We start from the raw sequence: 23,764 nt of genomic DNA on the forward strand, positions 1-23,764 counted from the left end.
GGCACGATGACCAAGCTGTCCCTCCCGCCGCTCCCCGAGGTCCCATGCGTCCCATCTACCTCCGATTGATCCCGCTGTTCGCGCTCGTGCTCGCGGTGCTCGCGCCGTCCGTCGCCCACGCCCAGCCCGACCCGCGCGTCGAGGCGCGCGCGCACTACCAGGCCGGCATGGCCCGGTTCAACGCCGCCCAGTACGACGAGGCGGTCGCCGAGTTCCGCGCCGCCGATCAGATCCTGCCGTCGCCGGTCAACGACTACAACATCGGGCTCGCGCTCGAGCGCAAGGGCGACGCCGGCGCCGCGATCAAGGCCTACCGCGCGTACCTCGACCGCTCCCCCAACGCGGCCAACCGCGCCGAGGTCGAGGCCTCGATCACCCGGCTGACGCCCGCCGCCTCGGCCGCCGACGCCGCCGCCGCCGAGGCCGCCCGCCAGGCCGCCGAGCAGGCCGCCGCCGCCGAGGCCGCCCGCCGCGCCGCCGAGCAGGCCGCCGCCGCCACCCGGCCGGCGCCGACGGGCACCAACGATCCCGAGCTCGACCGGGTCGCGGCCGTCGATCTTCAGGCGCTCCGCGCCACGCCGCTGCCGCCCCCGAGCGCCGCCGCCTCGCCGACGCCGCCCGCCAACGGCGCCGCGCCCGCGCCCGCGAGCCCGACCGGCGACACGCCCAAGAAGTCGAGCCGCCCGTTCTACAAGAGCCCCGTGTTCTGGGTGCTGGCCGCCGTCGGCGTGTACGTCGTGATCGTGCTCGCCGACAGCGGCTCGTCGAACAACGCCCAGCCCGGCCGCGCGCTGGTGCTGCCCGAGGGCGCGCCGCGCATGTCGGCCGGCCCCGCCGTCTTCTCGTTCTGACGGGTCGCGACCGGCGCGGCGCCGGCGACGACTTCTGCCGGCGGGAGGGCGGGCGGTCGGCGGTCGGCGCGTGCTCGCGCGTGGCAGACGGCAGCAGGCCCGGGGGGGGGGCGTGTTCGCCACGCCTCGGGGGGACGTGATCGTGATCGTCATCGTGGCCGGCAGGGATCATGTTCGATCGCGGGAGCGTGGGCGCGCGGCGCTCGGTCCGTGAGCCACCCCAGGCCATCAGCCCGGCTACGTCGCCCGTGGATCGCCAGACAGGCCCAGCGACCGACGCGGTGCGCGCGCGGATCTGGCGAGGTCCACCAGGCTGAGCCGTAGCCGGTGGCGCCGCACGCCGCAGCCCGCGCCCTGGGCGACAGCGTCGTCGCCGGCCCAGGCCAGCCGCGGCACGTCGAGCGGCATGCGCTCGGCCAGCGGGCGGGTCAACGCGTTGTCGGTCGCCCACGCCAGGGTCGCGCCGGCCACGGCGATCATGCCCAGCGTCGCGCCGACGGTCCACGCCGAGCCGGGCACGACCACCGCGGCGCCGCCGGCCGCCATCGCCAGCAGCGCCAGCGCGACCCGGGGGCCGATGACCTCCCGGTACCACAGCCGGGCGAGCACGACGGTGAACGCCGCCTCGAGGTTCAGCAACAGCGCGGTGACGGTGGCGCCGGCGCGCTGCACGCCCCACGCGAGCAGGACCGGCGCGACCGCTGCCGATCACGCACCCAGTCGCCCTCCTGCGGCAGGCGCGCCGCGCGGGCGGCGCCGCAACGTCAGCGCATGAGCGCCGCGCCCGCGTACATCAACGCGGCCGTGGTGAAGGGACCGAGCCCGCGCCCCGCCCACGCCACGACCGGCGTCGTGGCGCCGAACGCGATCGCCGCGAACGCCGCCAGCATCACACCAGAGGCGATCGGGGAGCGCCGGGCCACGACGCGAGCGTACCTCAGGTCGAAGCGTGCGCTCGCGCGGGCCTACGATTGCCAATCGTAGGAGCATGGGCTAGAAGCGATAGATGCGCTCGTTCGATGACGCCGCGCGGGTCCTCGGGGACCTCGAGCAACGGGTCATGGACATCCTGTGGGACCTGAGCCCGCTGGCGGTGCGCGACGTCAAGGCGCGGCTGGGCGCGCGCCCCGCCTACACCACGGTCATGACCACGCTCGACCGCCTGTTCAAGAAGGGGCTCCTCGCGCGCGACAAGGACGGCCTGGCGTTCGTGTACCGGCCGGCGATCGATCGCGCGGAGTACCAGCGCCGGGTGGTCGAGGCGGCGGTGGGCCCGCTGCTCGAGCACGGCGCCGGGCCCGTGCTGGCGGCGTTCGTCGACGTCGCGGCCGGCTGAGCCCGCAGCACCTGGCCGCGCTCGAGCAGCTGATCGCCGCCAAGCGGAGGCAGCAGTGACCGCGCTCGGGAGCGTCGTCGGGTTCAGCGTGGTGTTCTTGTTGGTGACGTTGATCGCGTCGGCGCTCAGCTGCGGCCTGCTCGCGGTCGGCGCGCGGTCGCTCGCGGCGCGGGGCCGGGCGCCGAGCGCCGCGCCGCCGCGCTGGCGGCGATGGTCCCGCCGATCGCCGGCGCGCTGGTCGTCGCGATGCTGATCCTGCACTCGGCGACGACCGTCGATCACTGCGAGGCCCACGATCACCACGCGCACCTGTGCGTCGCCCACGGCGGGGCCTGGCTGGCGCGGCCGTGGGCGGTGGCGGTGGCCGCCGCCGCCCTGGTGGTCACGCTGGGGCGGGCGGCGCTGCTGCTCGCGACGCTGACGGCCGCCCGCGCGCGGGTGCGCGCGCTGGCGGCGGTCGCCCGCACGATCGACGACGTCCGCGTCGTCGACTCGCCGCGCCGGTTCTGCTTCGTCGCCGGTGCCCGGCGGCCGATGATCTACGCCTCGACCGCGGCGCTGCGCGCGCTCACCGATGACGAGCGCGCCGCCATGCTGGCGCACGAGCGTGCGCACGTCGGCGCGCGCGACGTGCTGTGGCGGCGGGTGCTCGCCGCGGCGACCCTGGTGGCGGCGCCGTTGGCGCCGGGCTTCGTGGTCGGGCGCTGGGACGACGCGACCGAGCGGCTGCGCGATCGCGACGCGGCCCGGGTGACCGATCCGACCGCGGTCGCGCAGGCGCTGATCGCGATGTGTCGCGGCGACGTCGTGGCCGTGGCCGGCGTCAGCTACGCGCCTACCGCGGCGGCGCTGGCCCGCCGCGTGGAGGCGGTGCTGGCCGCGCCGCCGGCCGGGGATGACACGGCGCGCCGGTTGGCGATCGTCGCCGTCGCGCTCGGCGCGACCGTGGCGTTGGGCTTGGCGACGTTCGCCGATCCGATCCATCACGCCCTCGAGACGCTGCTCGGCTGACCGGCCGCGCGCGAAGGAGCCGCCTGGGTGCGTCACGTCTTACTATTGTCGATAGTTTTCTTGGTGGCCTCGACCAGCCCGCGGCTGGCCCGGGCCCAGGGCGACGCGGTCGCGCTCGACGAGGCCGGGTTCATCGCGGCGCTCGAGCGGGCGGCGCCCGAGCGGGCGCGGGTGATGGCCGCGATCGCGCGCGGCGACGCCGAGGTCGTCGCGGCCGGGGTGCGCCCCAACCCGGATCTCCAGCTCGAGCGCGAGCAGCTGCTGTCGGAGGCGCGCGCGGCGACCAGCTACGCGCGGGTGGCGATGCCGATCGACCTGGCCGGGCGCCGCACCCGGCGGGTGGCGGTAGCGCGCGCCGAGGTCGACGCGGTGCGCGCCGAGGTCGACGCGGTGCGCGCCGAGCGGGTGATCGACGGCCTGCGCCGGTTCACCGAGGCGTCCTACGCCGCCCGAGTGGTCGCGCTGCTGCAGGCCGACCGGGGCCTGCTCGTGCGCGCGGTCGACATCGTCCGCAAGCGCGGCGACGCCGGCGCCGGCGCCGGCTACGACGTCCAGCGGATCGAGCTCGAGCTCGCGGCCTACGACGACCAGCTCGCGACGGCTGAGGGCGCGGTGGCCGTGGCGCAAGCGCAGCTCGGCGCGCTGATCGGCGTGGCCGCGGTCGCCCCCACCTCCGACCTGGCGCTGCCGGTCGAGCCGCCGCCGATCGCGGCGCTGATGGCCGGGGCCGTCGAGGGTCGCGGCGACTACCGCGCCGCCGCGGCCCGCGCCGCCGGCGCCGCCGCGATGAGCCAGCTCGCCGGCCGCGGCTGGATCCCCGACCTCGACGTGGTCGTCGGCGCGATGGCCACCGACGGCGCGCCCGGCGCGGCGGTCGGCGTCACCCTGGGCGTCTCGGTGTCGCTGCCGGTGTTCGATCGGGGCCAGGGCGCGGCCGCCCAGGCCCGGGCCGCCCACCAGGTGGCGACCGCCGAGCAACAGTGGCTGGTCGCGACGGTGCCGGCGCAGATCTCGATCGCGCGCGACGCGCTGGTGCGGCTCCGCGCCCAGGCCGAGCGGCTCGGCAGCGCGCAGCTCGCGCGCCTCGACCCGCTGCTGCGGGCCGCCGAGACCGGCTATCGCGAAGGCGCGTCAGGCATCATCGACCTGCTGGACGCGTATCGCGTGGCCCGCGGCGCCCGGCTGCGCGAGCTCGAGCTGCGCCGCGACGCGCGCCTGGCCGAGCTCGACCTGTGGCACGCGCTGGGGCGCCGCCCGTGAGGACCATCATGCCGCGACGTCGACTGCTCCCGATGATCCTCCTCCTCGGCTGTGGCCGGAGCGGCTCCGACGCCGCCCATGACGACCACGGCCACGGCGCCACCGAGACGCCCGAGCTGCCCGGCCAGTCCGTGACGATCTGGGCCGAGCGCACCGAGCTGTTCATGGAGTACCGCCCGCTGCTGGTCGGCAGCGAGGCGCGCTTCGCGGCCCACGTCACCGAGATGCCGACGTTCCGCGCGGTCACCGATGGACGCGTGACCCTGACGTTGACCTACGCCGACGGCACCAACGTCAGCGGCGCCGTCGACGCCCCCTCCAACCCAGGGATCTTTCGCCCCGCCCTGACCCCGACCAAGGTCGGACCGTGCGAGCTGCGGCTCTCGGTCGCGAGCCCCCAGGTCGAGGAGACGTTCGCTGCCGGCGCGTGCGAGGTGTTCGCCGACGAGACCGCCGCGCGCGCCAAGCTCGGCGACGACACCGAGCCGCCGGGCCGGATCACCTTCCTGAAGGAGCAGCAGTGGAAGACCGACTTCGGCACCGTGGCCGCGGCGCCGCGCGATCTGCAGGACGGCGTGCGCGCCAGCGGCGAGATCCGCCCGGTCGCGGGCCGCGAGGCCGAGGTCGGCGCGCCGGTGGCCGGCCGGGTGACGCTGAGCGAGCCGGCGCCGATCCTCGGCATGCCGGTGAAGGCCGGGCAGGTGCTGGCCTCGATCTCGCCGCGGGCGGCCGCCGGGGGTGACCGCGCCACGATGGCCGCGGACGTCGAGGCCAATCGGGCCGAGGTCGAGGCGGCCCGGGCCGAGCTCGCCCGCGCCGAGCGCCTGGTCGCGGATCAGGCCGCGCCAGGTCGGGTCCGCGACGAGGCCCGGACCCGGGTCACGATCGCCGAAGCCCGGGCCGCCGGCGCCCGGGGACGGCTCGCCCAGTTCGACGCCAGCGCGGCCGGTGGCGGTGGCGCTCGGCGGTTCCAGCTGCGCGCGCCCATCGACGGCACGCTGGTCGCGATCTCGGCCGCGTCCGGCGAGAACGTCGACGAGGGCCGGGCGCTGTTTTCGGTGATCGACCTCGACCGGGTGTGGCTGGTGGCCAAGGTGTTCGAGCCCGACCTCCCCCGGGTCGAGGGCGCGCGCGCGGCGTGGTTCACCGTGGAGGGCTACGCGCAGCCGTTCACGGTCGACGAGACCAACGCGCGCCTGGTCACGATCGGCCGGGTGATCGACCCGCGCAGCCGCACGGCGCCGGTGATCTTCGAGCTCGACAACCGCGCCGGCAAGCTCCGGATCGGCAACTTCGCCCGCCTGGTGATCGCCACCGGCGCGCCGCGCACGGCGCTGGCGATCCCGGCGTCGGCGCTGGTCGACGACGCCGGCCGGTCGATCGCGTACGTGATGATCGAGGGCGAGGCGTTCGAGCGCCGGCCGCTGCGGGTCGGGCTCCGCAGCAACGAGTGGGTCGAGGTGCTCGAGGGCGTCGCGGCCGGCGAGCACGTGGTCACCCGCGGGGCCTACGAGATCAAGCTGCAGGCCGCGGCCGGGTCGGTCCCGGCCCACGGCCACGTCCATTGAGGCCCCGATGACGCTGATGGATCGCATCATCCGCTGGTCGATCACGAATCGCCTGTTCGTCGTGATCGCCGCCGTGGCGATCAGCGCCTACGGCGCGGTCACGGCGCTGCGCATGCCGGTCGACGTGTTCCCCGACCTCACCGCGCCGACCGTGACGGTCGTGACCGAGGCCCACGGGCTGGCGCCGCAGGAGGTCGAGACGCTGGTCACGTTCCCGATCGAGTCGTCGGTCAACGGCGCCACCGGCGTGCGCCGCGTGCGCTCGGCGTCGGGCATCGGCATCTCGATCGTCTGGGTCGAGTTCGCGTGGGGCACCGACAAGTACATCGCGCGGCAGATCGTCAACGAGAAGCTGCAGCTGGTCGCCGCCCAGCTCCCGCCCGACATGCCAGCGCCCACGCTGGCGCCGATCTCGTCGATCATGGGCGAGATCCTGTTCATCGCGCTGCGCAGCGATCGGCACTCCCCGATGGAGGTGCGCGACGTCGCCGACTGGACCCTGCGCCGGCGGCTGCTGGCCATCCCCGGCGTGGCCCAGGTGGTGCCGATCGGCGGCGAGGTCCGCCAGTACCAGGTGCAGGTCGCGCCCGAGCGCCTCCGCGCGTTCGACGTCGGCCTCCCCGACGTGCTCGAGGCGCTGCGCCAGTCGAACGCCAACTCGACCGGCGGCTTCCTGGTCCGCGGCGGCCAGGAGGCGCTGATCCGCGGCGTCGGGCGGCTCGCCAGCGAGGCCGACATCGCCGGCGCCGTGGTCGACGTCCGTGACGGCGTGCCGATCGTCGTGGGCCAGGTCGCCGACGTCGCGCTGGGGCCGGCGATCCGCCGCGGCGCCGGCTCGTCGGACGCCCGGCCGGCGGTCGTCATCGGCATCCAGAAGCAGCCCGGCGCCAACACGCTCGAGCTGACCGCGCGGCTCGATCGCGAGCTGGACGCGATCCAGCGCGCGCTGCCGGCGGGGATGATCATCGAGCGCGACAAGGCGCGGCAGGCCGACTTCATCGGCACCGCGGTCCGCAACGTGTCGGTGGCGCTGCGCGACGGCGCCATCCTGGTGGCGGTGATCCTGTTCCTGTTCCTGTTCCAGCTGCGGCCGACGCTGATCTCGCTGGCGTCGCTGCCGTTGTCGCTCCTGGTCGCGGTGATCGCGATGGACGCGCTCGGGATCTCGGTCAACACCATGTCGCTCGGTGGCCTGACGATCGCGATCGGGGCGCTGGTCGACGACGCGATCATCGACGTCGAGAACGTCGTGCGGCGCCTGCGCGAGAACGCGGCCCGCGCCGCCGCGCACCGGCGCGCCCCCGACGACGTGATCTTCGAGGCGTCGCGCGAGGTCCGCGGCTCGATCGTCTTCGCCACGCTGATCGTCATGCTGGTGTTCCTGCCGCTGTTCTTCCTGGGCGGCGTCGAGGGCCGGCTGCTGCGGCCCCTCGGGGCCGCCTACCTGGTGGCGATCTTCGCGTCGCTGGTGGTGGCGCTGACGCTGACGCCGGCGCTGTGCGCGTACGTCCTGCCGCGCCGGGCCGCCGCCGCCGCCCACGGCGACGCGTGGCTGGTGCGCACCCTCAAGCGCGGCTACCGCCCGCTGCTGGTGCGGGCGATCCGCCGCCCGGCGGTGGTCGTGATCGGCGCGCTGGCCATGCTGGCGGTCGCGGTCGCGGTGGTGCCCTTCCTGGGCCGCACCTTCCTGCCCGAGTTCAACGAGGGCGCGCTGACGATCAGCGCCGTGACCCTGCCGGGCACGTCGCTCGAGCAGTCGGATCAGCTCGGCCGCCGGGTCGAAGAGGTGCTGCTGTCGTTCCCCGAGGTCGTGTCGACCGCGCGGCGCACCGGCCGGGCCGAGCTCGACGAGCACGCCCAGGACGTCAACGCGTCCGAGATCGACGTCCGGCTGCGCGCGACCGACCGCCCGAAGGAGGTGTTCCTGGCCGAGCTGCGCCAGCGCCTGACCACCATCCCCGGCATGGTCACGACGATCGGCGGCCCGATCGCCCATCGCATCGATCACATGCTGTCCGGCACCCGCTCGAGCATCGCGATCAAGGTGTTCGGTGACGACCTGGCGCAGCTGCGGGTCAGCGCCGAGGCGGTCAAGGCGGTGATGGCCCGGGTGCCCGGGGTGGTCGATCTCGCGGTCGAGCAACAGGTCGACGTGCCGCAGGTCGCGATCGTGTTCGACCGCGAGGCCATCGCCCGCTACCACCTGCGCAGCGGCGAGCTGGCCGAGCTGGTCGAGACCGCGTACGCCGGCACCGTCGTGACCCGCGTCCTCGAGGGCCAGCGCACCTACGACGTCGTCGTGCGCTACCGCGACGATCAGCGCGCCGATCTCGACGCGATCCGCGCCACGCCGATCGACACCCCGGCCGGGGTGCGGGTGCCGCTGAAGATGCTGGCGACCATCCGCGACGACGTCGGGCCCAACCTGATCATGCGCGAGAACGTCCAGCGCCGCATCGTCGTGTCCGCCAACGTCAGCGGGCGCGACCTGCGCGGGGTGATCGACGAGATCCGCGCGGGCATCGAGCGCGGCGTGGTGTTGCCGGCCGGCTACTACGTGGTCTACGGCGGGCAGTTCGAGAGCGAGCAGGCGGCGTCGCGGACGATCGCCGTGCTCGGCGCGGCGGTGGTCGCGGGGATCCTGGTGTTGCTGCTGATGTCGTTCGGCTCGCTCCGCAACGCCCTGTTGATCATGGTCAACCTCCCGCTGGCGCTGATCGGCGGCGTCGTCGCCGTCTACCTCGGGAGCGGCGTCATCAGCATCGCGTCGCTGGTCGGCTTCGTGACCCTGTTCGGCATCGCCACGCGCAACGGCATCATGATGGTCAGCCATTACGAGCACCTGCGCCGCAGCGAGGGCGCGAGCGCGGCCGAGGCGGTGGAGCGCGGCTCGATGGAGCGGCTCTCGCCGGTGCTGATGACCGCGTTGTGCGCCGGCCTGGCGCTGGTGCCGCTGGTGCTGGCCGGGGGCGAGCCCGGCAACGAGCTGCAGGCGCCGATGGGCGTGGTCATCCTCGGCGGCCTGCTGTCGTCGACCGCGCTCAACATGCTCGTGGTCCCGGCGCTCTACGGCTGGCTGGCCCGCCGCGGGTGACGCCGCCGGGTGACGAGGGCGTGTGGCGCGGGAGCCGGTCCCCCACCGTTCCGGCCCTCCCCTCGGCGTTCCAGCCCGACCGCACGGAGCCTCGTGTTACAACGCCGCTCATGCGCTCGCTCCGTCCAAGTCGCACGGTGGTCCTCGCCCTGGCCGCGCTCGTCGGCTGCGTCGACAAGTCGCCGCCCGCGCCCGCGGTGGATCCGGCCCTGGTCGCCGAGAACCTCTTGCCGGCGCCGCCGGCCGACATCGCCACGCGCGTCGACGCCACGTTCGGCGACGGCATCGTCTACCTCGGCAACACCGTCGAGCTGGCCCACCAGGGGCCGGTGGTGCCGGGCGACAAGCTGACGATCGTCCACTACTGGCAGGTCAACAAGGCGCCGCCCAAGGGCTACCGCGTGTTCTCGCACCTCCAGGGCGAGCAGGGCGACTACGCCAACGTCGACCTCACCGACATGCGCAAGGGCCACCCGCCCGACACCTGGCGCGCGGGCGAGGTGATCCGCGACAAGCAGACCTTCGTCCTGCGCAAGGACTGGCGCTCGCCCAAGGGCACGCTCGTGGTCGGCCTGTACAAGAAGGGCAGCCCCAAGGTCACCGATCGCCTCGCGGTCACCGGCGCCCCGAGCAAGGACGGCGCGGTGCCGGTGGCGACCTTCGCGATCGATCTGAGCAAGGTGCCGCCGCCGCCGGGCACCGTCGTGATCAAGAAGGCCGGCGCGCCGCTGACCATCGACGGCAAGGCCGACGACGCCGCCTGGCAGACCGCGGCCTCGACCTCGGGCTTCGCCACGGCCGAGGGCGGCCCCGAGCCCAAGGGGCCGACCGCCGCCAAGCTGACCTGGGACGACGAGCACCTGTACGTGTTCGTGTCGGCGACCGACAACGACGTCGCGTCGACCTACACCAAGACCGACGAGCCGATCTGGAAGGCCGACGTCGTCGAGGTGTTCATCGACGCCGACAACAGCGGCAAGGGCTACGTCGAGCTGCAGGTCAGCCCGACCAACGTGCAGTTCGACACCTGGTACGCGATCGGTCGCCCCAACGACGACAAGGCCTTCGCGGCCGGGATGAAGTCGGCGGTCACCGTGCGCGGCACCGTCAACGCCGGCAACCTCGACGACGAGGGCTGGGACGTGGAGATCGCGATCCCGCTCGCGGCGGTCAAGGGCCTCGATCCCGCGATGAACGTGCGGCTGCCGCCGCAGCCGGGCGACACCTGGCACCTCAACGTGGTCCGGGTCGACTACCCCAAGGGCGGCCAGCCGGCCGCGGCCGCGTGGAACCGCATCCGCTACGCCGACTTCCACTCGCTCGATCGCATGCTGACGATCCAGTTCGCCGACATCGCCGGCGGCGTGACGCCGCCGCCGGCCGCGCCCGCGCCGACGGCGCCCGCGCCGACCGCGCCCGCGCCGACCGGCGAGGCCCCGCCCCCGACGGGCCCGACCGCGCCCGCGCCCGGCGCCGCGCCCGTGCTCACGCCGACCTCGCCGCTGCCGACCGGCGCCACGCCGCCGTCCGCCGCGCGCGTGCCGGCCACGGCGCCGGGGACCGCGGTGCCGGCGCCGAAGCCCGCGCCGCCGACGCCGCCCGCGTCCACTCCGTGAGCGCGAGCATCGGCCGACCTGGCCTGCTACGATCGCCGTCGATGCGGCGCACGATCACGCTGGGTGCGCTGCTCGCGGTCGCGTGCAGCGGCGGGCCGCGCAAGGTCGGCGGTCAGCCGAGCTGGCGGGCCTCCCCCGGCGAGGACGCAACCGCCGCCAGCCCGGCCGCGACGCCCGAGGCGCTGCGCCTGGCGCCCGCGAGCGCCGGGGCCGCCGCGTACAACGATCCGCCGCGGTCGCCCGCGCCGGCGTCGCCGCTGGGTGACGCGATCGCCGCGGAGATCGCCGCGCTCGCGCCGCCGTCCGCGACGCCGCTCGCCGACGGCCGCATGTACGGCGCGGCCGCGGATCTGGCCGCGATCATCCCGAGCGAGGGCGTCATGCCTTACCCGCTCGTCGAGTTCGCGCTGCAGCACCACGGCATCATCGAGCCCTCGCCCAACATGCTCGTGGTCTGGGGCCCGCTCGATCAGACCGCGATGCTGGTCGAGCACCTGCGCCCGCGCCTCGCCGAGATCCTCCACGCCGAACCCCAGCGGCGGTTCGGCGTCGGCACCGCCGATCGGGGCGACCGCGCGGCGATCATCGTCATGCTGCAGGCGTCGTTCGTCGACACCCAGCCGATCCCGCGGGCGCTGGCGCTGGCCGGCCACGCCGCGCTGACCGGCACGATCGCGCCCGGGTTCGTCGAGCCCGAGGCCTTCGTGACCGGCACCGACGGCAAGGTCCGTCGGGTCGCGCTCGCGGTCGCCACCGACGGCTCGTTCGCCGGCGAGCTGCGCTGCCCCGATCGCGCCGGCCGCCACCAGGTCGAGATCGCCGCCAGCGATCGCACCGGCTCGACCGTGCTCGCCAACTTCCCGCTGTGGTGCGGGCAGACCCCGCCGGCCGAGCTGGTCGCCGCGGTCGATCCCGACGACGCCACGCCGGTGACCTCGGTCGACGGCGCCGAGGCGCGCTTGCTCGCGATGCTCAACCGCGACCGGGCCGCGGCCGGCCTGCCGGCGCTGGCCGCCGAGCCCGCGGTGGCCGCGGTGGCCCGGGCGCACAGCGTCGACATGCGCGATCACGGCTTCGTCGGCCACGTCTCGCCGACCACCGGCTCGGCCGCCGATCGCGCCGACGCCGCCGGGATCTTGTCGGGCGTGATCCTCGAGAACATCGCCCGCGCCTACGGCCCGGCCGAGGCCCAGGCCGGCCTGATGAACAGCCCCGGCCACCGCGCCAACGCGCTGTCGACCGCGGCGACCCACGTCGGCATCGGCGTCGCGCTCGGGGCCGAGGTCGCCGGCCGGCGCGAGCTGTTCGTCACCCAGATGTTCATCCGCATCCCGCCGCCGCTCGACCCGGTCGCGGCCCACGCGTTCCTGGTCGAGCGCTTCACCGCCGGGACCGCGCTGACGGCCGATCCGCTGCTCGATCGCCTGGCCGGCGACTTCGCGGCCGCGCTGGCCCGCGGCGTGCCGCACGCCGAGGCCCGGCGCGCGGTGACCGAGGGGCTCGACGCCCAGGCCGGGCGCTACCGCCAGGCCGCGAACGTCGTCACCGCGGTCAGCGATCTCGACGCGGTCGTGGCCAAGGATCTGCTCGGCGATCTCCAGGTCGATCGCATCGGCATCGGCGTCGCCCAGGGGCCGCACCCCGACCTCGGCCCCGGCGCGTACTGGCTGGTGCTGGTGCTCGCGCGCTCGCGCTGAGGCCGCGCGCGGATCGACGGGCCCCGGGTCGGCTCGGACCGGCGCGTGCGCGCCGACACGGCGGCGCAGATCGGCGCGGTCCGGAGCGCCGCGCGCTACCGGCGCGCGCGCAGCTGCGCGATCTCGAGCGCGTCGGCCCACTCGTACAGCTCGGCGCCGGTCGTGCGCGCCAGGCCGCGCAGGCGCGCGCGGGTGGGCTCGTCGACGCCGGGCCCCAGCGCCGCGACCAGCGCCGCCGCCGGCTCGGGCGTCTCGGCGCCGGTGATCGTGCGCGCCGCCAGGCCGAGGACCGCGTCGACGTCGACGGCGGCGCCGGCGCCGGCGCCGGCGCCGGGCCCGACCCCGGCCACCATCACCGTCGGGATGTCGTCGGCGACCACCACCGTCGTCGCCGCGATGCCGCCGTGGACCGCGCCCTGCTCGTGGATCACCACGCACGCGCGCGCCAGCCGCTTGAGCAGGCGCAGCCCGTCCGCGACCGCGACCGGCTCGGTCGTCGTGGTCATCGGCGCGCCGGCCGGCGCCTCGAACACCGCGGTCCGGGTCGCGCGATCGAACGCCAGCGCCCGCTGCACGAACGGCGTCCCCACCCGGGCCAGCGCGGTCATCCACGCGATCGCCCGATCGGCCACGTCGCCGTCCTCGAACCGCTCGATCACCACCGAGCGATCGAGCACCGCGTCGACCGCGCGCGCCAGCGTCGACCACGCGGTCGCGCCCAGCGGGCTCTCGAACCGGTAGCGCCCGGCCTCGACCACCGGCTCGTCGGCGGCCAGCTCGGCGATCGAGTGCGGGCGGCTGTCGCGGCGCGGGCGCGGGACCATCAGCGCCGAGCCGGGGCGCGCGCCCAGATCGAGCGTCTCGAGCTCGGCCCGGACCGCGGCGATCGACGGCGGCCGATCGCTCGGGCTCTTGGCCAGGAGCCCGAGCAGGATCGGATCCCAGCCCGGCGCGAGCTCGGGCGCGACCGCGGTCGGCGCCGGCGCCGGCTCGCCCAGGTGCTGGGCCACGAAGTCGGGCCCGAGGAACGGCAGCCGCCCGGTCAGCGCCTCGAACAGCGTGACGCCGAGGCCGTAGAGGTCGGCGGCGATCGTGATCGGCGCGCCGGTGATCTGCTCGGGCGCCATGTACGCGAGCGAGCCGATCAGCCCGCCGGTCTGGGTCTGGCCCAGATCCACCAGGTGCGCGACGCCGAAGTCGCCGAGCTTGGCCGAGCCGCGCCCGTCGAAGAACACGTTGGCCGGCTTGAGATCGCGGTGGACCACGCCGCGGTGGTGGGCCAGCTCGAGGCCGCCGAGCAGCTCGATCCCGAGCCGCCGCACCTGCGCGCCGGTCGGGCGATCGCCCGCGGCGAGGCGCTGCGCCAGCGAGCCGCCCGGCAGGTACTCCATGACCAGGAAGCCGTGGTCGAGCGAGGCGTCGAGCACCTCGACCAGCGCCGGGTGGTGCAGGCCGGCGGCGATCCGGGTCTCGCGCACGAACCGCTCGTACGCGGCGCTGCCGCGGGCGCCGGCGGCGAAGTACATCTTCACCGCGACCGTGCGGCCGGTGGTCTCGTCGGTGGCGCGGAACACCCGCCCGGCCGAGCCGGCGCCGAGCAGGCCCTCGAGCCGGTAGCGCCCGGCCACGATCTCGCGCTGGCGATCGATCACCGTCGGCCGCGCCGCCTGGGCCGCGCGCAGGAACTCGGACAGCTCGGGCGTGACGTCGGGATCGTCGGCGCGCAGGCGCCGCAGCGCGTCCCGGGCGGCGTCGGTCAGGCCCAGGCCGGCCAGCGCCACGACCAGGTGGCGGCGGGCCTCGACCGCGACCGCGGCCGTGCGCGTGGCCTCTTGCAGGTAGCGCACCGCGACGTCGTAGGCGGCGCGGGCGGTGAGGATCCGGCCCAGCCGCAGCACGATCTCGGCGCGCTCGTCGGCCAGGGCCAGCTCGAGGGCGCGCTCGAGCAGCCGCACCGCCTCGCGATCGCGGCCGGCGTCCTCGAGCAGGCGCGCGGCGTCGAGGTCGCGGTGGGCCCGCTGGTAGTGCTCGATCGCGCGGTCGCGATCGCCGGTGCGCTCGGCCAGCTCGGCGGCCGGGCCGTGGCGGCGGTGGCGGACGTAGACCTCGAGCGCGCGCGCGGCGCCGGCGTCGGTCGCGGTCAGGCGGGCGTGCAGGTCGGCCACCAGCCGCTCATCCTTGCCCTCGATCGCCGCGCCGAGCGCCCGGCCCAGCTCGCCGGCCGCCTCCCAGGCCGCGGCCGCGGCCGAGAACTCCCAGATCTGCTCCCACAGCCGGGCCGCGCCGACGTGATCTCCGACGGCGGCGGCCGCGCGCGCGGCGTCGGCGTGCCGCCCGGCCTGGGTCAAGGCGTCGCGGTCGTCGTTGATCGCCACCGCTGGCAATGGTACACGGCCCGCGCGATGAAGACCCGCAGCGCCCATCGTTCCCTCCTGATCGTCGGTTCGGTCGCCCTCGACGACATCGACGGCCCCTTCGGCCTCCACAAGGACCTGCTCGGCGGGTCGGCGTCGTTCATCGCCCGCACCGCGTCGTACTTCACGCGCGACGTGTCGGTGGTCGCGGTCGTCGGCGACGACTTCCCGCAGCGCCACATCGACGAGCTGACCGACCTCGGCGTCGACACCAGCGGCATCGAGCGCCGCGCCGGCGAGACCTTCCACTGGAGCGGCCGCTACTCGGCCGACCTGGCCTCGCGCGAGACCCTCGACACCCGCCTGGGCGTGTTCGCGACCTTCCAGCCGCAGCTGTCGCCGGCCCAGCGCAACGCCGACCTGGTGTTCCTCGGCAACATCGACCCGATCCTCCAGCGCGACGTGGTCGAGCAGACCGCGAGCCCGGTGCTGGTCGCGCTCGACACGATGAACTTCTGGATCGGCGGCAAGCGCGCCGAGCTCGTGCGCACCCTGGCCCGCGTCAACACGCTCCTGCTCAACGACGAGGAGGCCCGCCAGCTCGCCGAGGAGCACAACCTGTGCAAGGCCGCGGCCGCGATCCTCAAGATGGGCCCGTCGTCGGTGGTCATCAAGCGCGGCGACGCCGGCGCGCTCTTGTTCCACGAGGCCGGCACCTTCGGCGTCCCGGCGCTGCCGCTCGAGGACGTGCGCGATCCCACCGGCGCCGGCGACAGCTTCGCCGGCGGCTTCATGGGCTACCTGGCCTACGCCGGCACGCTCGAGCCCCGCGCGATCCGCACCGCGATGATCGTCGGCAGCGTGATGGCGTCGTTCGCGGTCGAGCAGTTCTCCGTCGACGGCCTGCGCGGCCTGACCGGCGCGCAGATCCAGGCGCGGTTCGACGCGTTCACCGAGCTGACGCGCTTCGACCAGGTCCGGCTGTAGCGCCCGGCAGGCGCGGCACGACCAGGTTGGCGTAGAGCCCCGCCAGGCCGACCGACAGCCAGGCCGCGGCCGGGATGGTCACGAACAAGAGCCGCGCGCGCCCGAAGAACAGCGCGGTCGTGAACTTCTCCCAGTCGTAGTACTGGCCGTTCCAGCGGGCGTAGTCGTAGCCGTGCCAGCCCATGATGTTGATCGTGTAGAGCGCGAGCGACGCCGGCAGCCAGAACACCAGCGCCCAGCCGATCGGCCGCAGCACCAGGCCCGACGAGTCCCACGGGCCCTTCGACATGCCGAGCGCGAACCCGGCCGCGACCCCGACCAGCGGGAACAGCGCCAGGTGCCAGATCGAGATGAACCGCACCATCGGCGCGCCCTCGAAGCCCTCGCTCGACGCCGAGGCGATGCTGGTGTCGACCAGATCGCGCCCGCGCAGGAACAGCTCGTACTCCGCGGGCAGCGCGACCCGGCTGTCGGTGAACGGGACGATCATGCCGATCAGCGCGATCGCCGCGCCGCCCAGGACGATCCACCGGGCGTAGGGATCGCGCCGGCGCAGGATCCGGATGATCAGCCCCGCGCCCATGATCGCGACGCCGAACCACGGCCCCCACCAGGTGCGCGTCGACAGCGCGCTGGTGCCGCCCTGGCGCGCGACCACGAGGCCGATCGTCAGCGCGCCGCCCAGCGCCAGCACCGCGGCCACGACCGCCGGCGGCACCCGCTTGCCCAGCGGCGTGGCCAGGGCGATGCCGACCAGCGCCAGCACGAACGGCACGACCAGCACGAAGGTCGGCCCGCTGCCGAGCACCGACCAGACCGCCTTGACGTGCTGCAGATCGAGCGCGATCGGGACCAGCGCGGCGACCGCGAACGCGATGCCGCCCAGGAGCGCGATCTTGCGCAGGTCGCCGCCGACCTCGAGGCCGATCCAGCGGACGCCCAGGTAGCGATCGCCGCTGAGGTTGGGCTCGTCGTCGTCGGCGCTGGTGCCGGCGCGGATCGGCCGCACCAGCTGGGCCGCCACCTCGGGATCCTCGAAGTCGGCGCCGCAGGCCTTGCACCGACGCGCGTCGAGATCGTTGTCGCGATCGCAGATCGGGCAGAGCATGGCTACTCGGCCGCGGGCGCGGCCGTGTCGCCGTCGGCCTGATCCTCGGCCGGCGCCGCCGCGGCGTAGAACTCGGCGATCAGCTTGTCGTCGAAGTCGTCGGCGAAGCGCCCGACGCCGGACACCAGGGTCGCGAGCTCGTGGGCGTCGAGGCCCTTGCGCGAGCGCCCGGCGTGCAGCACCACCCAGCCGTCGGGCTGGATCGCGAACGCGGCCATGCCGCCCATGAAGGCGTTGTGCTCGAGCAGGCGGCGGTAGAACACCTCGCGCTGGTCGTCGGGCGGCGCCTTGAACAGCGGCGCGATCGCCACGATGGCCGAGCCGGACGCGCCGACCATGACGATCGCCGAGCCCCATTGCATGCGGAACAGCCCCTCGCCGTGCGGCTCGGCGTTGTCGCGGAGGCCCGCCTCGGTCAGGAGTGATTCGAGAGTCGCGAACTCGCTCATGGCGGCGAGCTTACTCCGGGCCGCTGGCGCCGGGGCGGCGGCGCGCGACGTTCGTGGTACCACCGGGCGTGACCGCGACCATGAGCCTGTGGGCCTGGGGCGAGGCCGAGCGCTTCCCCGACGACGACGCTCGCCGCCGCCTGGCCCTGGCCGCCCGGGCGCTGACCGGCGGCGCCGCGCCGACGCTGCGCCCGCTGCCGCGCGACGCCGACGCCCGGGTGCCGATCGGGCGGCTCACGGCCGCCGCCACGCCGACGCCGCTGGCCGCGCTGGTGTCCGACGCGCCCCGCGATCGCGCCGCCCACGCCTACGGCCGCGGCTATCCGGATCTGGTGCGCGGGTTCGCCGGCGACTTCGCGGGCGCGCCCGATCTGATCGCGCGCCCGGGCTCGGCCGCCGAGGTCGCGGCGCTGCTCGACTGGTGCGCCGACGCCAACCTCGCGGTCATCCCCTACGGCGGCGGCACCAGCGTGGTCGGCGGCGTCGAGCTGCCGGTGGCCGAGCGCGATCGCTTCGCCGGCGTCGTGACGATCGATCTCGCGCGCCTGGCCGCGGTCGAGGAGGTCGACGCCACCTCGCTGGCCGCGCGCATCGGCGCCGGCATCCGCGGCCCGGCGCTCGAGGCCGCGCTCGCGCCCCACGGCCTGACGCTGCGCCACTACCCGCAGTCGTTCGCGCACTCGACCCTGGGCGGCTGGCTCGCGACCCGCGCCGGCGGCCACTTCGCGACCGGGCCGACCCACATCGACGACTTCTGCCAGGCGCTCACGGTCGTGACCCCGCGCGGCACGGTCGCGACCCGCCGGCTGCCAGCGTCCGGGGCCGGCCCGGCGCCCGAGCGCCTGTGGCTCGGCTCCGAGGGCGCGCTCGGCCTCATCACCGAGGCCTGGATGCGGGTGCAGCGGCGACCGCGCTGGCGGGCCGGCGCCACCGTCAAGTTCACGTCGTTCACGGCCGGCGCGGCGGCGGTCCGGGCGCTGGCCCAGTCGGGGCTCCAGCCCAGCAACTGCCGCCTGCTCGACCCCGCCGAGTGCCTGCTGCACCAGGTGGCGTTCGACGGCACCGCGGTGCTGCTGCTCGCCTTCGAGTCGGCCGACCACCCGCTCGAGCCGTGGCTGGCGCGCGCGCTCGAGCTGGCCCGCGCCGCCGGCGGCGCGATCGCGTCGGGGCCGACCCACACCGACGCCGACGCCGACGCCGACGGCCCCGGCCGCGCGGCCGAGGCCGGGACCTGGCGCAAGGCCTTCGTCGACGCGCCGTACCTGCAGAGCGCGCTGGTGTCGCTCGGCGTCCTGGCCGACACGTTCGAGACCGCGTGCACCTGGGATCGCTTCGACGAGTTCCACCGCGCGGTCACCGCCGCCACCACCGAGGCCCTGCGCCGCACCGTCGGCGGCGGCCTGGTCGCCTGCCGCCTGACCCACGTCTACCCCGACGGCGCCGCGCCGTACTACACGTTCGTCGCGCCGACCAAGGTCGGCGACGAGCTGGCGATCTGGCGCGCGGTCAAGGCGGCGGCGGCGGACGCGATCGCGGCCTGCGGCGGCACGATCACCCACCACCACGCCGTCGGGCGCGTCCACCACCCGTGGTACCAGCGCGAGCGCGCGCCGCTGTTCGGCGCCGCCCTGGCCGCGGTCAAGCGCGAGCTCGATCCGGCCGGGATCCTCAACCCCGGCGTGCTGGTGTAGTACCGGCGCCGTTCGACAAACCTCGTCGCCGGGTCAAGGTACCCGGATGCGCCTCGAAGGACTTCGGCTGGAGCGGGCCCGCGCGTCCGCGCAGTTTCACGACGGCCGGTTCCGCAACACCGCGCCGGTGACCGCGGGCCTGGCGCGCGGCAGCGGCGGGACGATCATGCGCGAGTTCCTGTTCGGCGGCGCCAGGCGCAAGCCGCCCGGCGACATCCCGGTCGAGTCGCCGCTGGCCGGCTGGGGCGCCGACGTGTCGAGCGACGGCCTGCGCGTCACGTGGCTCGGCCACAGCACGATGCTGCTCGAGCTCGACGGCGCCCGCGTGCTGACCGACCCGGTGTTCGGCACCCGCCTGGGCCCGCTGCCGTCGCTGGTCGGGCCCCGCCGCTTCCACGCCGCGCCGGTGACGATCGCGCAGCTGCCGCCGCTCGACGCGATCCTGGTCTCGCACGATCACTACGACCACCTGTGCAAGACCACGTGGCTCGAGCTCGCGCAGCGGCGCGTGCCGGTCGTGACCTCGCTCGGCGTCGGCATGCTGCTCGAGAGGTTCGGCGTCGCGCCCGAGCTGATCACCGAGCTCGACTGGGGCGAGCGCGCGACGGTCAACGGCGTCGGCTTCACCGCGACGCCGTCGCAGCACTTCTCGGGGCGGCTCGGCAGCGCGCGCAACACGACCCTGTGGTCGTCGTGGGTCATCGAGGCCGCGCGGCGCAAGGTGTTCTTCTCCGGCGACACCGGCCTGACGCCCGAGTTCGCGGCGATCGGCCGGGTCCACGGCCCGTTCGACCTGACGATGCTCGAGATCGGCGCGTGGCACCCGGCCTGGGGCACGATCCACCTCGGCCCCGAGAACGCGCTCGCGGCGTTCGCGATGCTCGGCGGCGGCACGCTGCTGCCGGTGCACTGGAGCACCTTCGATCTCGGCCTGCACCCGTGGGCCCAGCCGGCCGAGACCCTGGTCGCGCTGGCCGCGGCCCGCGGCGCGCGCATCATCACGCCGCCGATCGGCCGCCCGTTCGAGCCGGCCCACCTCGACGGGCCGACCCCGTGGTGGCGCGACGTCGCCGGCGTGCGCGAGGACCTCGCCGCCGATCAGCGCGCGACCGCGCAGGCGCCGGCGCCCGACGGCGCGCGCTAGGCGCTCAATCGTTCGCGTCGTCCTCGATCGCCGCCAGGCCCAGGCGCGCGACCGCGCCCAGGTACGCGAAGTCGATCTTGTCGAGCGTGTCGGTGGCGCGGTGGTAGTGGGGCGTGTGGTCGTTGGCGACGAACTCCTCGGACACGCCGACCGACGGCAGGCCGCGCTCGCCGAACGACTCGTGGTCCGACAGCGCGAACGTGACCGGCTGGATCGTCAGGCCGCGGCCCGTGGCGTGGAGGCGATAGAGCGCCTCGAGCGCCGGCGCCGGCGACCACAGCTCGACCGCGCGATCGCCGTCGCCGTCGAAGCTGATCATGTCGAAGTTGTGCATGCTGTGGATCGGCGCGCCGGCCAGCGCCGCGACGTACGCGCCGCTGCCGATCAACCCCGCCTCCTCCTGGTCGAACAGCACCACCTCGATCGGCCGGGTCCGCGGGCGCCCGGCGAGGTAGCCGGCCGCGACCACGGCGACCGCGGCGCCGGTGGCGTTGTCGGCGGCGGCCGGGCTGGCGGCGACGCCGTCGAAGTGGCCGCCGACCACCAGCGGCGGCCCGACGTCGGCGCCGACGGTCGGCGCCAGGTGGACGACCAGGTTGGTGCCGGTGCCGTAGGTGCGGGCCTCGACCGTCAGGCCCAGCCGCGCCAGCTCGCCGGTCAGGTAGGCCCGGGCCGCGGTCCGCTCGGCCGCCGACGCGCGCCGCACCAGCGTGGTCCCGGCCGGGGTCGGCTGCGCGCCCGACAGCACCGCCACGACCGTGCGCAGCTCGTCGTCGATCCAGGCGCAGTCGTCGGGGCTCGCGCACGCGGCGGTGCCGTCGATCGGCACCGGCGCGTCGATCACCACCGGCGGGGCGTCGACCGCGACCGCGCCGTCGGGCGGGGCCGCGTCGATCACCGAGACGCCCGCGTCGTCGCCGCCACAGGCGACCACGAGCGCGAACACGAGCGCGGACGAGCGGGCGAGCACCGGCCGAGCCTACTCGAAGTCACCGCCGCCGCGGCCGCTATTGCGGGCAGGTGACCGCGACCGCGCCGTCGTGGGGGCTGTCGGCGGTGATCCCGACGGTGCGGCCCACCAGCGCGCCGGCGGTGATCGGCACCGACACCATCGCCGCGCGCACCCGCCACGCGCCGCGGGCCTCGCCGCGCTGCTCGAGCACGAAGGTCGCGCGCAGCCGCAGCGCGATCGGGTGATCGCCGCTGGCGTCGACGTGGACGATCTGCGCCGCCAGGGTCGCGGACGCGACCGCGGTCTGGCGGCTCGGCCCCAGCGCCAGGCGCATGCCCTCGACGGTGATCGCGCGCGCCTCGAGGCTCTCGGCCAGGCTGAGCCCGAGCCGGGTCGCGCTGCCGCGCACGACGTGCAGCGGATCGGGCCACACCGCCAGCGCGTCGGGCGACGCGTCCCAGGTCGCGACCCGGTCGCCGGCGGGCGAGATCGCCTCGGCGATCGCGGCCCGGGCCGCCTGGGCCTCGGCCTGCCGCTCGATCGCCTCGGGCAGGCGCGCGCCGTCGGGGCCGACCGCGGCGTCGAGCCAGCGCCCCATCGGCTGCGGGTAGGCCAGGTGCTCGGCCACGAGCGTCCAGCGATCGTTGTCGCGGGCGTAGACCTGGAACACCCGCAGCGGGATGGTCGCGACCCGCCCGCACACCGACAGCTCGAGCGACGCCTCGTCGTAGGCCCACCCCAGCGTCTCGTCGCTGGCGACGTAGACCTCGAGCGCGCGCGCCACCACCCGCGCGGGGACGCCGCCGACCGACGTCACCGGCCAGCGCCGGCTCGGCGCGAGCCCCACGGCCACGTCGTCGGGCCCGACCCCGATCGCCACGAGCCCGACCGCCGGATCGATGATCCCCGCCGCGGCGGCGGCGTCGAGGCCGGGCCGCAGGTAGCTGGCGCGGACCTCGGCCTCGAGCTCGCGCGCGAGGCGCCCACGGCCGTCGTTGCGATCGGTCAGCGCCGGATCGACCAGCGCGGTCCGCCGCGAGAGCCGGGCCTGCGGACACCCGGCCGCGACGAGCAGCGCCACCGCGATCAGGCGCCGCACGCGGCCTCCGGTAGGTCGTGGGGATGATCGACGTCGCGCACCACGCCGGGATCGATCACGTCGATCAGCGGGAGCGCGCCGCGCAGCACGCCGCGGGCGCCGTCGGGGTGCGCGGCGGCCGCCGCCAGCGCCGCGAACCGAGCCCGGCCCACCAGCGGCGGGTGGCCGCGGCGCCCGTCGTGGACCGGCACGCCCTCGCCGCGCGCGCGCAGCGCCGCCAGCGTCGTCGCGCGCACCCACGGGTGATCGACCGGCCACAGCAGCGCGGCGTCGATCGCCGGCGCCAGCGCGGCGAAGCCGAGCGCGACCGACGAGGCCATGCCGCGGGCCGGCGCGGGGTTGACGACGACGGTGGCGCCCAGCGCCGCGGCCGCGGCCGCCACCGCCGCCTGGTGCGGCGGGCCCACGACGACGATCACGTCGGCGGGCGCGACGCCGGCCGCGCCGGCGGTCGCGACGATCCGCGCCAGGAAGGTGACGCCGTCGAGCGGCACCAGCGCCTTGGCGACGCCGCCGAGCCGCGCCCCGGCCCCGGCCGCCAGCACCACCGCGCCGATCCTCACGCGCGCGGCTCCCACGCGCCGACCGCGCGCTCGCCGCGCCGACGCAGCGCCACCAGCTCGGCCGCGATCGCCACCGCGATCTCGGCCGGGGTCTCGGCGCCGAGATCGAGGCCGACCGGCGCGTGCACGCCGCGCCAGGCCTCGGGCGCGATGCCCCGCACCGCCAGGCGCTTCTGGAACCGACCGACCTTGCCGCGCGAGCCGATCATGCCGAGGTACCCGAGCGTGCGCGGGATCAGCTCGAGCATCAGGCGCTCGTCGACCGCGTGATCGCGGGTCACGACCAGCACGTGATCGTCCTGCCCGAGCCCGCCGAGCGCCGCGGCCACCTGCGCGACGTCGAACGAGTCGATCACCTGGGCGGCCCCGACCACCGGCGTCGCCAGCGCCCCGGTGTCGTCGTCGTCGCACACGATCACCTCGAAGCCGACGCTGGCCAGCAGCGGCGCGAGCGTGCGGCCGACGTGGCCGGCCCCGAACACGATCGCGCGCTCGCGCCCGCCGATCCACTCGTGCAGGTGGGCGTCGATCACCCGGGGCGCGCGCTCGGGCGCGGCCGGCGCCGGCGCGATCGCCAGCGCGCCGTCGGCCACGGCCGTGGTCAGCACCAGCGGCCGCCGGGTCGCGATCGCGTCACGCGCGGCCGCCAGCGCGGCCCGGCCCGGCCCGGCCGGCGCGATCACCAGCTCCATCCAGCCGCCGCAGCACATCGCCAGATCGCGCACGAGGTGGTGCCGGACCCGGACCGCCGGCGCGCCCGCGGCCACCGCCCGGGCCGCGGTCGTGACCTCGAGCTCGATGCGCCCGCCGCCGATCGTGTCGAGCGCGGTGCCGTCGTCGAGCACCGCCATGCGCGCGCCGACGTGGCGCGGCGTCGAGCCGCCGGTGGCGATCACGGTCGCGAGCGCGACCCCGCGCCCGGCATCGAGCGCGGCCAGCACGTCGGCGAACCAGGACACCCTGGCAGCCTAGCGCGGAAACCAC

At 75.7% G+C, this 23,764-nt stretch carries 20 protein-coding genes; 11 read left to right on the forward strand and 9 right to left on the reverse strand.

What is annotated here, in order from left to right; all coding sequences use genetic code 11:
• The first annotated feature begins 44 nt into the window (after positions 1–44).
• On the forward strand, positions 45–851 hold the full coding sequence (locus IPL61_40310) for a hypothetical protein (GenBank protein ID MBK9037425.1): 807 nt from the start codon (positions 45–47) through the stop codon (positions 849–851).
• 237 nt (positions 852–1,088) lie between these two features.
• Here the strand turns inward: IPL61_40310 and IPL61_40315 are convergent, their stop codons facing one another.
• Positions 1,089–1,523, reverse strand: coding sequence for a hypothetical protein (locus IPL61_40315; protein ID MBK9037426.1), 435 nt, complete (start codon positions 1,521–1,523; stop codon positions 1,089–1,091).
• A 92-nt stretch (positions 1,524–1,615) separates the two neighbouring features.
• Positions 1,616–1,774 carry a hypothetical protein gene (locus IPL61_40320; protein ID MBK9037427.1) on the reverse strand — a complete coding sequence of 53 codons (159 nt, stop codon included), beginning with the start codon at positions 1,772–1,774 and terminating at the stop codon, positions 1,616–1,618.
• A gap of 83 nt (positions 1,775–1,857) precedes the next feature.
• Here IPL61_40320 and IPL61_40325 point away from each other — a divergent pair, with 83 nt between their 5' ends.
• The 7 genes from IPL61_40325 (at position 1,858) to IPL61_40355 (ending at position 12,433) form a co-directional block, all read left to right on the forward strand.
• On the forward strand, positions 1,858–2,187 hold the full coding sequence (locus IPL61_40325; GenBank protein ID MBK9037428.1) for a BlaI/MecI/CopY family transcriptional regulator: 330 nt from the start codon (positions 1,858–1,860) through the stop codon (positions 2,185–2,187).
• A gap of 210 nt (positions 2,188–2,397) precedes the next feature.
• Positions 2,398–3,198: a M48 family metalloprotease gene (locus IPL61_40330; protein MBK9037429.1), complete on the forward strand. Its 801-nt coding sequence runs from the start codon at positions 2,398–2,400 to the stop codon at positions 3,196–3,198.
• Positions 3,199–3,225: 27 nt separating this feature from the next.
• Complete coding sequence (locus IPL61_40335; protein ID MBK9037430.1) at positions 3,226–4,458, forward strand: TolC family protein; 1,233 nt, start codon at positions 3,226–3,228, stop codon at positions 4,456–4,458.
• 32 nt (positions 4,459–4,490) lie between these two features.
• On the forward strand, positions 4,491–6,026 hold the full coding sequence (locus tag IPL61_40340) for an efflux RND transporter periplasmic adaptor subunit (GenBank protein ID MBK9037431.1): 1,536 nt from the start codon (positions 4,491–4,493) through the stop codon (positions 6,024–6,026).
• 13 nt (positions 6,027–6,039) lie between these two features.
• Positions 6,040–9,120, forward strand: a complete 3,081-nt coding sequence (locus IPL61_40345) for an efflux RND transporter permease subunit (protein ID MBK9037432.1) — start codon at positions 6,040–6,042, stop codon at positions 9,118–9,120.
• Between the two features lie 137 nt (positions 9,121–9,257).
• Complete coding sequence (locus IPL61_40350) at positions 9,258–10,736, forward strand: carbohydrate-binding family 9-like protein (GenBank protein MBK9037433.1); 1,479 nt, start codon at positions 9,258–9,260, stop codon at positions 10,734–10,736.
• Between the two features lie 41 nt (positions 10,737–10,777).
• Entirely contained in the window at positions 10,778–12,433 is a 1,656-nt protein-coding gene (locus IPL61_40355; GenBank protein ID MBK9037434.1) for a hypothetical protein, read from the forward strand.
• A 95-nt stretch (positions 12,434–12,528) separates the two neighbouring features.
• On the opposite strand, the gene IPL61_40360 is transcribed toward IPL61_40355, so the two are convergent.
• A complete protein-coding gene (locus IPL61_40360) occupies positions 12,529–14,808 on the reverse strand; it encodes a protein kinase (protein MBK9037435.1) in 2,280 nt (759 codons plus the stop codon).
• A gap of 27 nt (positions 14,809–14,835) precedes the next feature.
• Between IPL61_40360 and IPL61_40365 the strand changes: the two genes are divergently transcribed.
• Positions 14,836–15,774 carry a sugar kinase gene (locus IPL61_40365; GenBank protein MBK9037436.1) on the forward strand — a complete coding sequence of 313 codons (939 nt, stop codon included), beginning with the start codon at positions 14,836–14,838 and terminating at the stop codon, positions 15,772–15,774.
• Here IPL61_40365 and IPL61_40370 read toward each other — a convergent pair.
• Positions 15,737–16,882 (reverse strand): hypothetical protein, encoded by a 1,146-nt coding sequence (locus IPL61_40370; GenBank protein ID MBK9037437.1) that lies wholly within the window; start codon positions 16,880–16,882, stop codon positions 15,737–15,739. The two genes, IPL61_40365 and IPL61_40370, sit on opposite strands and share 38 nt — an antisense overlap.
• A gap of 2 nt (positions 16,883–16,884) precedes the next feature.
• Positions 16,885–17,331: a CesT family type III secretion system chaperone gene (locus tag IPL61_40375; GenBank protein ID MBK9037438.1), complete on the reverse strand. Its 447-nt coding sequence runs from the start codon at positions 17,329–17,331 to the stop codon at positions 16,885–16,887.
• Positions 17,332–17,411: 80 nt separating this feature from the next.
• Here IPL61_40375 and IPL61_40380 point away from each other — a divergent pair, with 80 nt between their 5' ends.
• On the forward strand, positions 17,412–19,022 hold the full coding sequence (locus tag IPL61_40380) for an FAD-binding oxidoreductase (GenBank protein ID MBK9037439.1): 1,611 nt from the start codon (positions 17,412–17,414) through the stop codon (positions 19,020–19,022).
• A gap of 46 nt (positions 19,023–19,068) precedes the next feature.
• Complete coding sequence (locus IPL61_40385; protein MBK9037440.1) at positions 19,069–20,166, forward strand: MBL fold metallo-hydrolase; 1,098 nt, start codon at positions 19,069–19,071, stop codon at positions 20,164–20,166.
• Between the two features lie 4 nt (positions 20,167–20,170).
• Here the strand turns inward: IPL61_40385 and IPL61_40390 are convergent, their stop codons facing one another.
• The 4 genes from IPL61_40390 to IPL61_40405 are packed head-to-tail and all read right to left on the reverse strand — an operon-like array spanning position 20,171 to position 23,739.
• Positions 20,171–21,136, reverse strand: coding sequence for a M28 family peptidase (locus IPL61_40390; protein ID MBK9037441.1), 966 nt, complete (start codon positions 21,134–21,136; stop codon positions 20,171–20,173).
• Positions 21,137–21,173: 37 nt separating this feature from the next.
• Positions 21,174–22,217, reverse strand: a complete 1,044-nt coding sequence (locus IPL61_40395; protein MBK9037442.1) for a hypothetical protein — start codon at positions 22,215–22,217, stop codon at positions 21,174–21,176.
• Complete coding sequence (locus IPL61_40400; GenBank protein MBK9037443.1) at positions 22,205–22,780, reverse strand: NTP transferase domain-containing protein; 576 nt, start codon at positions 22,778–22,780, stop codon at positions 22,205–22,207. The genes IPL61_40395 and IPL61_40400 overlap by 13 nt, the downstream gene beginning before the upstream one ends.
• Positions 22,777–23,739 (reverse strand): XdhC family protein, encoded by a 963-nt coding sequence (locus tag IPL61_40405; protein MBK9037444.1) that lies wholly within the window; start codon positions 23,737–23,739, stop codon positions 22,777–22,779. The genes IPL61_40400 and IPL61_40405 overlap by 4 nt, the downstream gene beginning before the upstream one ends.
• Positions 23,740–23,764: the final 25 nt, after the last annotated feature.

This window comes from Myxococcales bacterium (assembly GCA_016717005.1).
GTDB lineage: Bacteria > Myxococcota_A > Polyangia > Haliangiales > Haliangiaceae > UBA2376.

Bases quoted from the DNA above. Each gene is read 5' to 3' on its own strand.
- IPL61_40310 (MBK9037425.1), top strand. From the start codon at position 45: ATGCGTCCCATCTACCTCCGATTGATCCCGCTGTTCGCGCTCGTGCTC.
- IPL61_40325 (MBK9037428.1), top strand. From the start codon at position 1,858: ATGCGCTCGTTCGATGACGCCGCGCGGGTCCTCGGGGACCTCGAGCAA.
- IPL61_40330 (MBK9037429.1), top strand. From the start codon at position 2,398: ATGGTCCCGCCGATCGCCGGCGCGCTGGTCGTCGCGATGCTGATCCTG.
- IPL61_40340 (MBK9037431.1), top strand. From the start codon at position 4,491: ATGATCCTCCTCCTCGGCTGTGGCCGGAGCGGCTCCGACGCCGCCCAT.
- IPL61_40355 (MBK9037434.1), top strand. From the start codon at position 10,778: ATGCGGCGCACGATCACGCTGGGTGCGCTGCTCGCGGTCGCGTGCAGC.
- IPL61_40365 (MBK9037436.1), top strand. From the start codon at position 14,836: ATGAAGACCCGCAGCGCCCATCGTTCCCTCCTGATCGTCGGTTCGGTC.
- IPL61_40370 (MBK9037437.1), bottom strand. From the start codon at position 16,882: ATGCTCTGCCCGATCTGCGATCGCGACAACGATCTCGACGCGCGTCGG.
- IPL61_40375 (MBK9037438.1), bottom strand. From the start codon at position 17,331: ATGAGCGAGTTCGCGACTCTCGAATCACTCCTGACCGAGGCGGGCCTC.
- IPL61_40380 (MBK9037439.1), top strand. From the start codon at position 17,412: ATGAGCCTGTGGGCCTGGGGCGAGGCCGAGCGCTTCCCCGACGACGAC.
- IPL61_40385 (MBK9037440.1), top strand. From the start codon at position 19,069: ATGCGCCTCGAAGGACTTCGGCTGGAGCGGGCCCGCGCGTCCGCGCAG.